We start from the raw sequence: 14379 nt of genomic DNA on the forward strand, positions 1-14379 counted from the left end.
CCTTATCCATGGATATCACTTCCTTTTGGCACAAGCATAAAGCCTCTTGGGCCGAACTGGAACAACTGGTCGAACGGTTCACCCGGCAAGAGCGGCACATCACCGCCGCAGACATCGACCGTCTGACCCACTTGTATAAAAAAGCGTCCGCCCAGCTGGCGCTGGTCCGCTCGTATCACCCGACGGACGAAATCACCCTCTACCTCAACCAGCTCGTCTCCCGCGCCCACAACCTGACGTACAAGCAGCAGTCGGGAAGCTGGCAGCAGCTGCGGCATTTTTTCGGGGTCCGACTGATCGGGCTGATCCATACGCGCATCGGATTTGTCGGCATGGCGGCCCTGCTCTTCGTCATGGGCGGCGTATCCGGCTTTGCGGCGGTGCTGACTGATCCGCTCAACCTGTACTACGTGCTGCCCCAGGGCATGGCCGAACAGATCGATCCGACGAGACTCGGGGAAGGACACGCTGCCCTCAACAGTCCCGTCCTCTCCACGATGATTATGACCAACAACATGAAGGTGGCCATTCTCGCTTTTGTGAGCGGGATTACATTCGGGCTCGTGCCGATCTACCTCCTGTTGGTCAACGGACTGCTCGTCGGAGCCTTGGCCGCCGTCTACTACCAGGCAGACAGCAGCTACGCGTTTTGGGCGTACATCCTCCCGCACGGCGTCATCGAGCTGACCGCGATCTTCATTGCCGGAGGGGCCGGCTTGCACATGGGCTACCGTCTGCTCGTGCCTGGGCGCTACGCCCGCCACTATGCATGTTTGGAGGCGGCAAAAGAATCGGCCCAGCTGCTGCTTGCGACCCTGCCGCTGTTGTTCGTGGCGGGAGTCATCGAAGGGTATATCACCCCTTCGTCGCTCTCCCTGGAAACGAAGTACCTCGTGGCGGCGGCCACCTTGCTGCTGTTGTGCCTGTGGTATGTGATCGGGCGAAGAAGCCAGGCTCACAATGCCTCTCTCGCCTTTATTTCCAAATAAGCATGGATTACTGTCAGCGTTAACTGATCGGCCGGCACATCGAGCACCTGGATGCCCGCGCCGGTCATTTTTTGTTGAAACGCCTTGCGGTCGAGCTGAAAGCGCTGCGCCACCGCTTTGATGTAGGCCAGGCGGCTGTTTTCAACCGGAACCCGCGTCCATTCGTGCAGCAGCGGGTCCGCCTGCGAGAGCAGCACAAACAGGTGCGAGCGGCGCATTTTCCCCAAATAGCTGGCGAGCAAGTCGTCCACCAGGTAATTTTCCATGTCCGAAAACAGCACGATCAGGCTGCGCCGTTTTTGCTGGCGGTGCAAAAATTCCAGCGCCTTCGCCGGGTCGGCCTCCACGAAGTCATGGGACAAATCGTAGGCAGCTTCCAAAATCGCATGCAAATGCCCCATGCCGCGCCCAGGCGGTATGTACGTCTTGATCGCGTGGGAATAGGCCAAAAACGCCACCTGATCGCCCTGGCGCAAGGCGACAGCGGCCAGCGTGAGCGCAGACTCCAGCGCCTGATCGAGCCTGCTCTGGTTGTTCAGCTCCACGCCCATCAGCCTGCCGCAGTCGACGAGAATCGTAATCACTTTGCCATGCTCGGGCCGATACTGGTTCGTCATCAGCCGCCGGGAGCGGGCTGACGCCGACCAGTTGATCGTGCGCGGATCATCGTCCGGGACGTACTCGCGGATCGCGTGGAACTCGGAGCCAGCCTTGGCCCGGCGCAAGATTTTTTTGCCGTCGACGATCAGGCTCTCCTGCAACGAGTTCAAATAGCCGCGAACCTGCGACAAGTCGGGATACATTTTGATCGTCTGCGGACAGGGAAAGCGGCTCTGGCGGTACCACAGGCCGACGGTGCCGCTCCAGCGCAAATACAGCCACGCAAATGAATAGTGTCCCCGCTCGGTTCCGCGCGTCTGGTAGACGATGCGCGACTGGCCGCTTTCCATCCTGCCCGCGATCGGCCCTGCCTCCGCGAAAGACTGCGGCAAATCGTCCAGGAGCACGTAGGAAACCGTCTGGCCGCTTCTGTTCGTCATTTCTACCTCGACCCAAAACGGCTGGCCGATGTCGCTCTGCTCGGGAAGCACGCGGCGCAGCTCCAGGTCTTTGCGCTTGGGCAGCGTCAGCCAGTCAAGCACGCTCGCCACGAAGACGAGGCCGTTGTACAGCCAGAAAGCCCCGTACCCGGTGCCCATGAAAAAGCCGATGACAGCGATAGGGATGCCGAGCAAAAGCAGAACGAGCAGCCGCTTCGTCGGCACCACGAAGCGATCTGCCAAAACATCAGCGAGGAACCGGAATAGCGGCCAACGTCTCTTCGATGATGTGGTCACTGGTGCCCCCCTCCAATTCTACCTGCGGTGACAGGATGAGACGATGCCGCAATGCAGGCCGGGCCACCATTTTCACATCATCCGGCGTCACGTACGCGCGTCCGTCGAGAAACGCCCACGCCTTGCTGGCCATGAGAACGGCAATCCCGGCGCGGGAGCTTGCCCCGAGCAGAAGCCGTTTCGTTTCCCGCGTCTTGCGAATCAAGGTCGTCATGTATTCAAAAATCGAATCGTCCACGACGACGTCCTGCAATTTGCGCCGCGCCGCCACGATGTCGTCCAGGCTGCAAATCGGCGCTGACTTTGTCTCCTGCCCGCCCGCGTGCCGGACGTGCTGAATCAGGATTTGCTTTTCGCTCTCATAGGACGGATACTGCAGCGTCAGCTTGAATAGAAAACGGTCGAGCTGCGCCTCCGGCAACACGTAAGTTCCTTCGTACTCGACGGGGTTTTGCGTGGCGACGACGAAAAATGGCTCGGGCAACGGGTACGTGACGCCGTGAATCGTCACCTGGCCTTCCTCCATCGCTTCCAAAAGAGCCGCCTGCGTTTTCGGCGGCGTGCGATTGATCTCGTCCGCCAGCAGCACATTCGCGAATACAGGGCCTTTGATCGTCTCAAAGCGGTTGTCCTGCATGTTGAAAACGACATGGCCAATCATATCCGATGGCATCATGTCCGGCGTAAACTGGATGCGCCTGCTCACTCCCCCGATCAGCCCCGACAAGGTGCGGACCATTTTGGTCTTTCCGATTCCGGGCACTCCCTCCAGCAGTACGTGCCCGCCAGCGAGCAAGGCGGCCACGAGCAGCCGGATGTTTTGCCGCTGTCCGACCAGTTCTTTTTCCATCTGTTGCAACAATGGCTCCACGATTGTTCTGTCACTCCTTCATCAGTTGCGTCATGATCTCATCCAGCAGAAGACTGTCTGCCAAAAGCCGCTTCGCCGAGTATCCGGTTCCGCTGTGGGCTTGCTCCAGCCGATCCAGCAGCGCGGCAAGCCTGGTGACTGCCTGTTCGTCCCAGCGTAGTCGGGCACAGCGCAAAATCTCGGCGCGGTCCGCATGGTGGGGAACGCCCCAGCGATCGTACATCAGCTGGCGCAGATACGCTTCCCTGTGCGCCAGCGCGTCACGCGCCAGTCCCCGACGCTCATACCAGACGGACACGGCGAGAAGCGTCTCGTCCCCCCGGCGAACCGTCCACTCGCGCAAGGTGTAGACAGGGCCAAACCGCTTCCCCTTCCACCAGACGAACAACAGCAGCACGATGGCCAACTGGGCGACGGCAGCCACCAGCCAGCCGGGATAGATCGCCAGAAGCCCCGGCTTCTCCTGCAATCCGTGATGGTAGTCGTCCACCCAGATCACGGACCATGTTTCTTGCAAATGCGGCCATACCGCCTCGAAATGAGACAGCTCGCCAATTTTTCGATTCGTCAGCCAATCCGGGACCAAAAAGTACGAGAGGCTCCCCGCTCCGACCGCCACTTTTCCCGCAAGGATTCCATCGTCGTCGTAAAAAAGCGGCTCCAGCCCTTCCGCCTCTTTCCATCTGACCCGGGTCTGTGCCTTGCCCATCAGCCCTTCGCCGAGAGACTGCCCCCGGATATTGCGCTCCCGGTTGCCCTTCTCCGCTATATCCTTCGGTTCAAACGGCAAGTCTGTCCACGGAATCGCCCGCTCGGAGAAAACAAACAGGTCGTTTCCGCCGCTCACCCATGCGAGCAACTCCTCCTGCTCCTTTGCACGCAGGTTGTCCGGCTCGACGACAAGCAGCGCCTGGCCCGCTGACTTCGGCAGCACATGCATCGGCTGTCGCCACTCCTTGACCCGGCTCCCTTTTTCCTCCAGCAGGAGTAGCACGGCTTTGATTCCGTCCGGCTGTGCCGACGATGCCAGATAGGGAGGCAGACGCGTAGCCACGGGCTTGACGATCAACCATCCGACGATCACGAGCAGCCCAATCGCGGCGACGATGCCCGCACGATACGTTTTCAGGCTATTCATGCTTGTCCCTCCCTGTCCAAAATCCGAGCCAGTTCGCGGATGCGCTCCTGCAAATCTGCCGGGTCCACCGCTACCTGCCCGTACCAGGCCTGCTCGAAAGCCTGGGCAAAGCGACGAAACAGCCCCTCGGCCTCCGGGTGGTTGGCCGCGATCTCTGCTGCGTACTCCCAGTTCGTCTTCCACTGTTCCATGCGAATCCACGACTGTTTCTGCATGTAGACGAGCAAGGCCACAAACAAAAAGCGTTCGCTCTCGCGCCACTCGCCGCGGGCGGCACACGCCTCTGCCTCCCGCAAGTAATCGGCCTGAGCGCGGATGTTTTCCCCGTGGACAAACAGGGAAGCCGTCCGCTTTTGCTCCCACATCATTCGGCGAAACAGCCGGAAAATGACGACGAATAGCAACAGCCCTCCGACGAGCAGAACCATCGTCGATGTCGTCGTCGCGGCACCCGCCGGAATGTCCGACCACGAAAACAGCCGGGAAAGCCAATCGAGCAAACTGTCGATGACTTTCTCCAACCAGTTCTGCCCTTCCCCCTGAAGGGAGTGAAATTCGTCGCGCTGCAAAATTTCCTGCAAATGCTCCTTGTCGGCTGCCCAAGGATTTGTGCTATTCATGCGCTGCCCCCGGCTCCTGTGTGGACGGACGGTCTGCCGCCTGCTCCAGCTGCCTGTTCATCAGCTCCTGCAGGTCGGTGCCCTCTTTCCGGACGCGCAAGTCGAAGTAAGCGAGCGCATAAACAATCGCGATCCACGGCATCAGCAGGCAACTCAGCACGACCATGATGAGCTGGGAAATAATCGACGTCCCCAAGACTCCCATGATGACCGCCTGGAGACCGCCGGAAAAGATCGAATACAGAAGGGTCAGAACAATGAAAATGGCAAATAGCCTCCAAAAATTGCCTTTTGTCAACTGCCAACTCTTCCCGATGCCAACGCCGCCCTGTTCAAACAGGACCAGCGGCAAGTAAAAGCTCCATCTGAGCAGGAAATAGCCCGGTACCAGAAGCAGGCCGATCAGAAACAAAAGGTAGCCGAACAAAAAGGCAGCGATGAAGAAGAACGGATTGATGTCGCTTCCCGCACCAAAAAACGTGTCCATCGAACCGCTGACCCCCACGGCGAGCAAAGAGCCGATGGGAAAAAACACCAAACCAAATCCGAGCAGCACCGCGATCATGAGCAATCCGTAGACCAGCGTGCTTCCCGCAAGCGGCCAGAAGCGTCCCAGCGCCCCTTTCAGGGCCGCCTTCCCATCCACCGTCTGCTGCTCCCAGACAGACTTCGTCAGCAAAGTGGCTGCCGCAATCAACTGCGGATAGGACACGAGCATGAGCAAAGGCGCTATCACAAGCCCATACCAAAAAAACGGGGCCGTCTGTGCAGAGATGGCCGCTTGCTGACCCCCCAGCTTTTCACCGATGGATTCCCAAAATCCCACCCCCTCGGTCTCCTGCATGAGCAACGGAATGTCGCGCAGATCGGTCAGAAGCAGCTGTTGCAAAAGCAAAACCGGGCCAAACCAAATGAGAGCCAGGAAAAAGTACGCCCCGAAATGCTGGCGGTACACGTGAAAGCTTTTGTCCAATAGCTTCCCGACTCCCATTGGTGTCATTGGCATTTGATTCATGGGGAAACCTCCATCTCTTCGGATAAGATTACCTGAATAGTATACACGATTTTCCAGTTGTTTTTTAAATTTCCGCTATTTTCGCCAATCATTTCCTGCCTGATTTTTGCTCGTGCGGGTATTTGTCCCTTTCTCTCCGCTACGCGCTGAATAGGATAAAGCAAGACCGTAGGAGGTGCATTTTCTTGAGATCAGCCAAAAAGAAGACACGGGCCAAGTCAGCTTCCCGCTCCAGACGCCCGTCGTCCAGTCGGGCAGCGAGGCGCTTTTTAGACAGGCTGCACCGGATCGTCCGCCTCCATGTGCGCGCTCCGAATGTGAACGTCACGAGCGCCACGCCCACTGTCCAGGTCGAGGCGCCCATCGTCCAGTTGGAAGCCCCGCAGCCGCTGGTCATCCCTGCCCCGATTGTCAAAGTGGATGTAGAGGCAGAGGACACACCCGAGCAGGAAAGCATGGAGAGCTTGCGAAAAGAGCTACGCACATGCATGAAGCAAAACCGGACGGTCGAAGTCATCCTCACGTCCGATTGGAGACCAGACAGCCGTCCCTACCGGGTGGGCCAACTCACCAGAGTAGACGACGGCATGATCGAGCTGAAACTTGACGGAAGCTATGGCAACCGAATTCTCATCCCGCTCAATCGCATTGCCGCCATCATTCCGGATGCCGCTCCGCTGGCGAGCGCAGCCGTCGCAGGCGAAAAAACGCGCCCGTCCCTCTGAAGCGAATCGAACGTTCATGATTTGCTGGCTTTGCCTTTGCCCTCCCACTCCTGCTGATTTTTCCGATCCATCGGACAGAAAGCTGCTTCTCATGCAAGAAAAAGCAGGAGTGGAGGAGCTGCTTTTCCCCCTCTTGCCTGTCTGTTGGACAAGCTGGCAATCCGGCATGCCCGAGGCTTGTCCCCTCTTCGCCCCTGCAAACGAACCAAACACCCACTTCTCCGCCCCGCTTCGAACAAAGTGGGTATTTGTCCTTTTCGTCAGCTCAAGCCTACAGTTGCCCCCATACGTCCAGCACTTCCCGGGCCACGCGCTCCCATGTAAACCGCTGTTCCGCCAGCTGTCTGCCGCTATTCCCCATTTTGCGCTGCAAATCGCGGTTGGACAGCAGCTGCTTTAGCTGTATGGCAAAGGACTGCGGATTTTCCGGCTCTTCCACCAGCAGACCGTTTCCGCCGATAATCACTTCCGCATTTCCTCCCCGTTTGGTCGTCACAAACGGCAGTCCTGCGGCCATCGCTTCATAGTGGACACGCGCGAGCGGCTCCTCCCATTGCGAAGGGCACACAAAAATATCGCCTGCCCAGAACCAATGGTGAATGCTCTCTGCGGGAACGTAGCCCGTCGTGACGATCGGAATGGGCGAGCGATCCGCAAGAGCGCGCACATAGGCAATGTAGTCGCTGATTTTATCGACGCTGTACCAGGCGCCTCCGACCAGCACCAGCGCGATACTGGATTGGTAGGCCGCCAGCTCGTTCATCGCCCGCACCAGGATGTCCGCCCCTTTTTTCGGGGTCAGCCTGCCGACGAACAAAATAACCTGCCTGTTCCCCAGATTGTAGGCAGTCCGCAGCTCCTGGCGAATTTTTCGTGCGGCCTGCGAACTCTCCCACGGGACGAACGTTTGGAGATCGACGCCGGAATAGATCGTGCGCAGCTTCCCTTGCGCTTCCGGATAGAGCGATGCGATCACGCGTCCGACATAATCGCTGATCGTAATGATCGTCGACGTGTTGGCGATGGCGATGGCCGCTTCCTCCGGGGGAATTTTCGCTTCATCGAACATGTCGTTGTGCATGCTCAGTACGATCCGGGCATTCGGGCAGACTTCGCGAATCAGCGGGACCAGCCGCGGCCGATTAAACACATGGATCACATCGTACGTATTCGCCCGCAAAAACGCGAGAACTTCCTGCGCGTAAATCTCGAACACGCCAAGTCCGTTCACACGCACATAGCGAACATTTCGCACGCGTTCGTCCATGGCGAGCGCAGGGTCCGACGTCCCCAAAATCGTCAGGTCGTGATGCTTCCCAAGCGTATCCGCGATCCCGGCGATATACGTCTGGATGGCACCGCCCCGCACCGGGGGAACGGGCAGCTTTTCCGTACAGATCATGACTACCTTCATCCGAATTCTCCTTTCCTGCTGCTACTCATCGCATGGATCTGCCTGTTTTTTGCGCTTTCACCGCGCGCGGCTTTTTGGCCTGATTGCCAGTCCATTTGCGGCTTGGTGCGGCCGCTTTTTTATACGGATGCCTGGCGGCTGTATGCTGCGTGTCTCGGGGAGAAATCGACCTTTTGGCGACTTTCGTTTCTGTTTTTGCCTTGTTGTTTGTTTTTCCGGTCTTTTGGAGCCCTTTTCCCGCTGGCAGCTTGGCGCTTGCTTTTTTCGTGGCCGTACGCTTGCTCCAGACAGTTGTCTTGCCCGGTTTGCTGGCTGTTTTGGCCGAGCCGGTTGACGCCGCCTTTTTCTTCGCTGGCTTGCTGGATGCTTTCTTTACAGGAGCCACTCGCGGCTTTATGCTCTCGCTCTGCCTTTTCGCTGGTGTGACCCTCTCTCTGGGCGGCTGGGCGGGACTCTGGAATAATATGACATTCGGCAGCCTTTCTTGATCCCGCTTCCCGCTTTCTCCCGCTGCAACCGGCTGTGCTTCTTTGACTGGCGGCTTTTTCGCGGGCGCGGCAACCCGATTCAGCTCACGTGCAGGAAGGCGAATGACGTTTCCGGCTTCCTCCTGAACGGCCCTGCTCCCGCCTGTTGCCGCCGGTTCTTGCGGAGCGGTCTGCCCGAGCGCCTGATTTCCTGCGCTCGCAGGCACTTTGCGCAGCGGTACAGCCGGGACGGCAGCCTGCGTATAATCGCCGGGCTGGTAGTGGCTGATGTCTTTGGCCAGCTCTGCCAGTGCCTGGTCTTTCGTCTGGTCGGTAGAGACGACTCGTTGCAGGATGGCCTCTGCTTCCGTGTTCAGAAACGTGACAGGATCGTAAAACATTTCCTTGAGATGCTTGTAAAATTCGTTCGGCACCGCCATGTCGATCAGCAGCACCTCAAACGACTCCCGATCTAGCGGATTCGCCCGGTGATACGCTTCGATCATTCCTCTCATCCACGCCACATCCCAGACACCCATGTCGTCCATCGTACTCGTAATCAGCTTGCGCAGGTCGCGAAACGGCAGATCGTAGGCCACACCGTCCAGGTCGATGACCCAAAGCCCGCCAGGTCCATTCTGGCCATTCGACCAGCCGTAATCCTGATGAACCAATCCCCAGTGCGGTTCGCCCATCTGCACCATTTTCGAATAGGCAGATGCCTTGAGACGCTCCAGCGCCTCCCAGGCTTGCCGTTCATACTTGTCTACGACAGATAAAATCGAGCCGCTTGCGATCGTCTCCCGATAGGCTTTCGCCATTTCCCGCATCCAGCCGATTTTTTTGGCGATCTTTTGATAGTAGTTGGGCCACCGGTACAGACGGGAAGAATTTTTCGCCCCTTCCGGCGGCACGTATCCCTTCGTATGCCGATGAAATTCTCCCAGGCCGAAGCACAGCTCCTGCGCTCCTGCCAAGTCGACTTTGGTCGCTGGCTCCAAGGGAATCCAGTCCGTGACAATCCACAGCTTCCCGCCCTTTTCCACGAACAGCTGTCCGTCTTTTGCCGGGATGAGCGCGGGAACTCTGGCTCCTTGCTTCACGACATACGCCTGCAAGCCAACGCTGTACAGGCTTCTCTCCGGCGTACGGTGCAGCAATTTCAGACTGCGCGTCCCCTTGTTGGTCTCGATCCGCCAGATCGCTCCGCCTTTGTCCGGCTTGGAGGTAATCAGCGTTCTGCCTGTGACCGACATGTCGTATTCTTTCATGACAAGCTCCGCGACAGCATCTACTTCCGGAGGTACTTGCATATCCCAATCGACAGGAGTGGGCTGGCTGCCGTCGCGGGTGTCCCACGGCTTGATTACGAACTGTTCCATTTCATTCCCCCCGTGTTCCTTGGTAAAAGCGCTCGCCTTCTTCCTACATTATTCGGGCACACAGGTTGACGAAACGGACAAATATCCTTGGGAGCTTGCAATTCCGCCCGTAAAAAAGCGGCCTGGCCTACGCGCACTGACGCAGGCTGGACCGCTTTCGCTTCCTCCCAGCAGATGGGGACAGGAAAAAGATACGCCAAAGCCAGGCGTATCTTTTTTGCGTCTGTATTTAAGAGATTAGTCTTCGTCCTCTTCATCCTCTTCGTCCTCTTCGTCCACTTCGTCGTTGTCTTCCAAGACCGGGTCCGCATTTCGGGAGAAGATCCATTTTTTCTTGGTGCCATCCTCGTATTCAACCTTGACTTCGATCTCTTCAATCTCTTCGTCCTCACCAACAGCGTCACGCAAATACTTCAGCCAATCCATGACTACACCTCCTGGTAACGGATGATAACCTGCCTGCTCGTCAGCGGCTTTCCCGCCGACATTGATACTATATGACGGTCGTCTCTCGCCTGTAATGGTTCACTGTCCTACTCCGCTGCGCAAGCGATACCCAACTTGCCGCCTCTTTTCCCGCCCCGTTCGTTACATATTTGCAAGGGGACTGGACAAACTTTGGATGGAAACGTCTGTGAAACCGTCATGACCCGGGATAGGAAAGGAGTGTCAAGAAAAGATGAACTCACGCTACAAAAGGCTGCTTTTGGTCGGCGCCCTTTTTCTTTTGGCGTTCGCCCTGCCGCTTTATGCCGTTGTCGCCCATCAGGACCATCCGTACCATTTCGGCTTCAAAAAAAGCAAGAACGGACAGCTGCCCTCCATCGCCGAAGAAGGCTTCAAAAGCATTGTCGATCGGCACGGCGCTGTTTTTTTGGGAGACACCTCAAAGAAAGAGCTGTATCTGACCTTTGACAACGGGTATGAAAACGGCTTTACTCCCGCAATTCTGGACACGCTGCGCGCCAAAAAGGTTCCCGCGATTTTTTTTGTGACCGGCCATTATATCAAAGAACAACCGGAGTTGTTGAAGCGGATGACAAAAGAAGGCCATCTCATCGGCAACCACTCCTGGAGCCATCCGGACATGACGACCGTGTCCAACGAAAAAATCAAGGAGGAGCTGACACGGGTCCGCGAGGCAGTCGCCCAGGTGACCGGACAGACGAACATGCGCTACCTGCGTCCGCCGAGAGGCATTTTCAGCGACCGCACTCTCGCCGTCAGCAAGGAACTGGGCTATACGAACGTATTCTGGTCGATCGCTTACAAGGACTGGGATACAAAAGTACAGCGCGGAGCGAAGTACGCGTATGACAGCGTCGTGAGCCAGTTGCATCCGGGAGCCGTGATCCTCTTGCACGCCGTTTCCAAGGACAACGCGGAAGCGCTTGGAGCCATCATCGACGAGGCCCGCAAGCGCGGCTACGAATTCAAAAGCCTGGACCAGCTGCCGCAAAAGCAGGCAGGCACGCCGTAGGCTTGGACAAAGGGCGGGTCGCAAACTCTCCCGCGAAACCATTGTATCTGTACAAAAAAACTCCCGCTGCCTCGTCCGTTTCAGACGAGGGCGGGAGTTTTTGCTCATTCCGTTTACGATTATTCGCGATCCAACAGGGAGGCGCCAGCGATCCCCGGATGGGTCATCTCGAACGGATCGAGAATCAGATCCAGTTCTTCTTCCGTCAGGACGTTGTACTGCAAGCACAGCTCGCGTACGGATTTTCCGGTCAAAATCGCTTCGCGGGCGATGCGAGCCGCTGTTTCATACCCGAGGTGCGGATTGACGGCCGTGATAACGCCTACGCTTTTTTCCACGTATTCTTTCATCCGCTCGCGGTTTGCCTCGATTCCTTCCAGGCAGTAGCGCGTAAAGGCACGGAACGCGTTGTCCATAATGCTGATCGACTGCAACAGGTTGAAGACCAGCACCGGCTCCATCACGTTCAGCTCCAGTTGACCCGCTTCGGAAGCGAGGCAAATGGTGTGATCGTTTCCGATGACCTGGAAGGCTACCTGATTGATGACTTCCGCCATGACCGGGTTGACTTTGCCCGGCATGATCGAAGAACCCGGCTGACGCGCCGGCAGCGAAATCTCGCCCAGTCCCGCACGCGGTCCGGATGCCATCAGACGCAGGTCGTTGGCGATTTTGGACATGTTCATCATGCATACTTTCAGCGCGGCGGAAACTTCTGTGTACGCGTCCGTGTTTTGCGTAGCGTCCACGAGATGCTCTGCCCCGAAGAGCGGGAAGCCGCTGATTTCCGCCAGATGCTTGACCACTGTCTGAATGTAGCGCGGGTCGGCATTCAGGCCTGTCCCAACAGCGGTGGCTCCCATGTTCACTTCGTACAGGTGCTGGCGGGACTGCTTGATCCGCTTGATATCGCGCTCCAGTACGCGGCGATACGCTTCGAACTCCTGCCCCAGACGGATCGGCACGGCGTCCTGCAAATGCGTGCGTCCCATCTTGATGACGTCATCGAACTCTTTTGCTTTTTGACCAAAAACGTCGCGCATCTTCTCCATGGTGACGAGCAGCTTTTCCAGCAAATCGAGCGTCGCGATATGGATCGCTGTCGGAAAAGCGTCGTTGGTCGACTGCGACATGTTGACATGTGTATTGGGACTGAGATGGAAGTAATCTCCTTTTTTCTCTCCGATCAGTTCCAGCGCGCGGTTCGCGATGACTTCATTCGCATTCATGTTAATCGAGGTTCCCGCACCGCCCTGGATGGGGTCCACGATGAATTGATCGTGCCATTTTCCTTCCATGATCTCCTGCGCGGCTGCCACAATCGCATTGCCCAGTCGCGGATTCAAACGGGAAACTTCCATGTTCGCAAGGGCTGCCGCTTTTTTCACCATGGCCATGGCGACAATCAGGGAAGAATGAAGACGATAGCCGGTAATCGGGAAGTTTTCCATTGCCCGCATCGTCTGCACGCCATAGTAGGCATCTACGGGAATTTCCTTTTCACCGAGAAAGTCTTTTTCGATGCGAAATGTTTGTTGTACCATTCTTATCAGACCAGCTTTCTAGGAATAGTGGTTATTGCTACCTCCCCATTTTAGCACAGAAACAAAGTGGTATGACCAGTAGTTTGTAACACCGCACGGCTTTTTTACGTCTTACCAAGTACACAGCTTCGCCCACATCTCGACAGAATCGAGGGATACGATGAAAAAATTTCTGTTCGTCTTGTTGACAGTCGGTCTGCTGCAAGGCTGCACGAGCGCTCCGCCTGTTACGCAGCCGGAAACGCCAGTCCAACCGGAAACACCAGCCCCTTCCCAGCCGCAGACCCCGGCGGAACAGCCGCCTGCCGAGCAGCCGGAGCCGGAGCCAAAAGAAACCGTCTATGCCAATGATATTTTTCGCAATGTCACCGTGAAAAAAACAGGGGAGGACACATTTGAAGTAAAAGGGCAGGCACGCGTGTTCGAGGCGGTCGTCAACTACGTCGTGGAGGACGGACATAACGAGCTGGCCCAAGGCTTTTTCCAAACCTCTGCCGGGGCTCCGGAATGGGGCGATTTTACGCAAACCGTCAAGGTGAAAAAGGATGAACCGAACAGCACCCTCATGCTGATCCTGTTTGAAGTGAGCGCGAAGGATGGCAGCCGCCGGATGGAGCTCATCATCCCGTTGCCGGAGAAATAGACGCTTCGCCGACGCGAGATTTCTTCCCGTTTTTTTCATTCCCTTCTCTTCCATGTTCATGCCTGTCCGTTATAATGAGAGAGATTCATGATACGTGGGGAGGATGACTGTCGGATGAAGAAAACTGCCTTGCTCGTCGTCGATGTGCAATACTTGCTCGTAGAACAATGCTACCAGGGACAACAAATCTTCGAGCGGATCAAACGCTTGATCGCGGAGGCGAGAGAACGCGAACTTCCCGTTTTTTACGTGCAGCACCATGAAGCGGAGGAACTGGTTTTCGGATCGCCAGGCTGGGAAATTCCCGCTTCCATCAAGCCGGTAGAAACCGATCCGGTGGTTCACAAAACAGCGCTAGACTCTTTCTACGAAACAGACCTGCACGACAAGCTCCAGGCGATGTCCATTGAAAAGCTGATCGTCGTTGGCTTTCAAACCGACTACTGTGTGGATACGACGTGCAGAAGCGCCATTTCTTTGAACTACGATGTGACGCTCGTCAGCGATTGCCACTCCACCGTAGACTCCCCCGTCCTCAAGGCAGCCGACATCATCGCCCATCACAATACGACTTTGCACGGCTTTGGCAGCCCGCAGCATACCATTAGGGGCAAAGATTCCACATCGGTCTGGGAAGCGTAGCTTTTTTGGCCACGAAAAAAACCATTGGGGCGATGTGAAGTGCACCCCTTAAAGTAGACATTGGAAAAACCCTTGTGGTTATCCGATGAAAATTTTAGGGGGTGTATTTTTA

General features: G+C 56.8%; 14 protein-coding genes. 5 read left to right on the forward strand and 9 right to left on the reverse strand.

Translation table 11 applies throughout. The annotated features are described in order from the left end of the window. Positions 1 to 8 precede the first annotated feature (8 nt). Positions 9 to 989, forward strand: coding sequence for a stage II sporulation protein M (locus ACTHO6_RS10065; RefSeq protein WP_440241396.1), 981 nt, complete (start codon positions 9 to 11; stop codon positions 987 to 989). Here ACTHO6_RS10065 and ACTHO6_RS10070 read toward each other — a convergent pair. From ACTHO6_RS10070 to ACTHO6_RS10090, 5 genes are read right to left on the reverse strand one after another with little or no spacing between them, the layout of a single operon-like run. Then, a complete protein-coding gene (locus tag ACTHO6_RS10070) occupies positions 956 to 2326 on the reverse strand; it encodes a DUF58 domain-containing protein (protein WP_440241397.1) in 1371 nt (456 codons plus the stop codon). The genes ACTHO6_RS10065 and ACTHO6_RS10070 overlap by 34 nt on opposite strands. Next, positions 2277 to 3197 carry an AAA family ATPase gene (locus tag ACTHO6_RS10075; RefSeq protein WP_440241398.1) on the reverse strand — a complete coding sequence of 307 codons (921 nt, stop codon included), beginning with the start codon at positions 3195 to 3197 and terminating at the stop codon, positions 2277 to 2279. The genes ACTHO6_RS10070 and ACTHO6_RS10075 overlap by 50 nt, the downstream gene beginning before the upstream one ends. 10 nt (positions 3198 to 3207) lie before the next feature. Then, positions 3208 to 4335 (reverse strand): DUF4350 domain-containing protein, encoded by a 1128-nt coding sequence (locus ACTHO6_RS10080; RefSeq protein WP_440241399.1) that lies wholly within the window; start codon positions 4333 to 4335, stop codon positions 3208 to 3210. Beyond that, positions 4332 to 4955: a DUF4129 domain-containing protein gene (locus tag ACTHO6_RS10085; RefSeq protein ID WP_440241400.1), complete on the reverse strand. Its 624-nt coding sequence runs from the start codon at positions 4953 to 4955 to the stop codon at positions 4332 to 4334. Before ACTHO6_RS10085 ends, ACTHO6_RS10080 begins: the two co-directional genes overlap by 4 nt. Continuing rightward, positions 4948 to 5970, reverse strand: coding sequence for an ABC transporter ATP-binding protein (locus tag ACTHO6_RS10090; protein WP_440241401.1), 1023 nt, complete (start codon positions 5968 to 5970; stop codon positions 4948 to 4950). The genes ACTHO6_RS10085 and ACTHO6_RS10090 overlap by 8 nt, the downstream gene beginning before the upstream one ends. A 185-nt stretch (positions 5971 to 6155) precedes the next feature. On the opposite strand from ACTHO6_RS10090, the gene ACTHO6_RS10095 reads away from it, so the two are divergent. Then, a complete protein-coding gene (locus tag ACTHO6_RS10095; protein WP_440241402.1) occupies positions 6156 to 6695 on the forward strand; it encodes a hypothetical protein in 540 nt (179 codons plus the stop codon). A 271-nt stretch (positions 6696 to 6966) separates the two neighbouring features. Here ACTHO6_RS10095 and ACTHO6_RS10100 read toward each other — a convergent pair whose 3' ends face one another. From ACTHO6_RS10100 to ACTHO6_RS10110, 3 genes are all read right to left on the reverse strand, one after another. Next, positions 6967 to 8109: a glycosyltransferase family 4 protein gene (locus ACTHO6_RS10100; RefSeq protein WP_440241403.1), complete on the reverse strand. Its 1143-nt coding sequence runs from the start codon at positions 8107 to 8109 to the stop codon at positions 6967 to 6969. A gap of 25 nt (positions 8110 to 8134) precedes the next feature. Then, positions 8135 to 9958: a CotS family spore coat protein gene (locus ACTHO6_RS10105; protein ID WP_440241404.1), complete on the reverse strand. Its 1824-nt coding sequence runs from the start codon at positions 9956 to 9958 to the stop codon at positions 8135 to 8137. A gap of 237 nt (positions 9959 to 10195) precedes the next feature. Then, entirely contained in the window at positions 10196 to 10384 is a 189-nt protein-coding gene (locus tag ACTHO6_RS10110; protein WP_440241405.1) for a DNA primase, read from the reverse strand. Between the two features lie 253 nt (positions 10385 to 10637). Here ACTHO6_RS10110 and pdaA point away from each other — a divergent pair, with 253 nt between their 5' ends. Beyond that, positions 10638 to 11438 carry a delta-lactam-biosynthetic de-N-acetylase gene (pdaA, locus tag ACTHO6_RS10115; protein WP_440241406.1) on the forward strand — a complete coding sequence of 267 codons (801 nt, stop codon included), beginning with the start codon at positions 10638 to 10640 and terminating at the stop codon, positions 11436 to 11438. Positions 11439 to 11557: 119 nt separating this feature from the next. Here the strand turns inward: pdaA and aspA are convergent, their stop codons facing one another. Next, a complete protein-coding gene (gene aspA / locus ACTHO6_RS10120; RefSeq protein ID WP_440241407.1) occupies positions 11558 to 12982 on the reverse strand; it encodes an aspartate ammonia-lyase in 1425 nt (474 codons plus the stop codon). 160 nt (positions 12983 to 13142) lie between these two features. On the opposite strand from aspA, the gene ACTHO6_RS10125 reads away from it, so the two are divergent. Then, positions 13143 to 13625, forward strand: coding sequence for a Gmad2 immunoglobulin-like domain-containing protein (locus tag ACTHO6_RS10125; protein ID WP_440241408.1), 483 nt, complete (start codon positions 13143 to 13145; stop codon positions 13623 to 13625). 114 nt (positions 13626 to 13739) lie between these two features. Next, the gene (locus tag ACTHO6_RS10130) at positions 13740 to 14267 is read left to right on the forward strand and encodes a cysteine hydrolase family protein (RefSeq protein WP_440241409.1); all 528 of its coding nucleotides are present in this window, start codon (positions 13740 to 13742) and stop codon (positions 14265 to 14267) included. Positions 14268 to 14379: the final 112 nt, after the last annotated feature.

Source organism: Brevibacillus sp. SAFN-007a (assembly GCF_051967035.1).
Taxonomy (GTDB): domain Bacteria; phylum Bacillota; class Bacilli; order Brevibacillales; family Brevibacillaceae; genus Brevibacillus.

What these genes read in the sequence shown, in the direction of transcription:
- ACTHO6_RS10065 (WP_440241396.1), top strand. Translation starts at nt 9, where the DNA reads ATGGATATCACTTCCTTTTGGCACAAGCATAAAGCCTCTTGGGCCGAA.
- ACTHO6_RS10080 (WP_440241399.1), bottom strand. Translation starts at nt 4,335, where the DNA reads ATGAATAGCCTGAAAACGTATCGTGCGGGCATCGTCGCCGCGATTGGG.
- ACTHO6_RS10085 (WP_440241400.1), bottom strand. Translation starts at nt 4,955, where the DNA reads ATGAATAGCACAAATCCTTGGGCAGCCGACAAGGAGCATTTGCAGGAA.
- ACTHO6_RS10090 (WP_440241401.1), bottom strand. Translation starts at nt 5,970, where the DNA reads ATGAATCAAATGCCAATGACACCAATGGGAGTCGGGAAGCTATTGGAC.
- ACTHO6_RS10100 (WP_440241403.1), bottom strand. Translation starts at nt 8,109, where the DNA reads ATGAAGGTAGTCATGATCTGTACGGAAAAGCTGCCCGTTCCCCCGGTG.
- ACTHO6_RS10105 (WP_440241404.1), bottom strand. Translation starts at nt 9,958, where the DNA reads ATGGAACAGTTCGTAATCAAGCCGTGGGACACCCGCGACGGCAGCCAG.
- ACTHO6_RS10110 (WP_440241405.1), bottom strand. Translation starts at nt 10,384, where the DNA reads ATGGATTGGCTGAAGTATTTGCGTGACGCTGTTGGTGAGGACGAAGAG.
- pdaA (WP_440241406.1), top strand. Translation starts at nt 10,638, where the DNA reads ATGAACTCACGCTACAAAAGGCTGCTTTTGGTCGGCGCCCTTTTTCTT.
- aspA (WP_440241407.1), bottom strand. Translation starts at nt 12,982, where the DNA reads ATGGTACAACAAACATTTCGCATCGAAAAAGACTTTCTCGGTGAAAAG.
- ACTHO6_RS10125 (WP_440241408.1), top strand. Translation starts at nt 13,143, where the DNA reads ATGAAAAAATTTCTGTTCGTCTTGTTGACAGTCGGTCTGCTGCAAGGC.
- ACTHO6_RS10130 (WP_440241409.1), top strand. Translation starts at nt 13,740, where the DNA reads ATGAAGAAAACTGCCTTGCTCGTCGTCGATGTGCAATACTTGCTCGTA.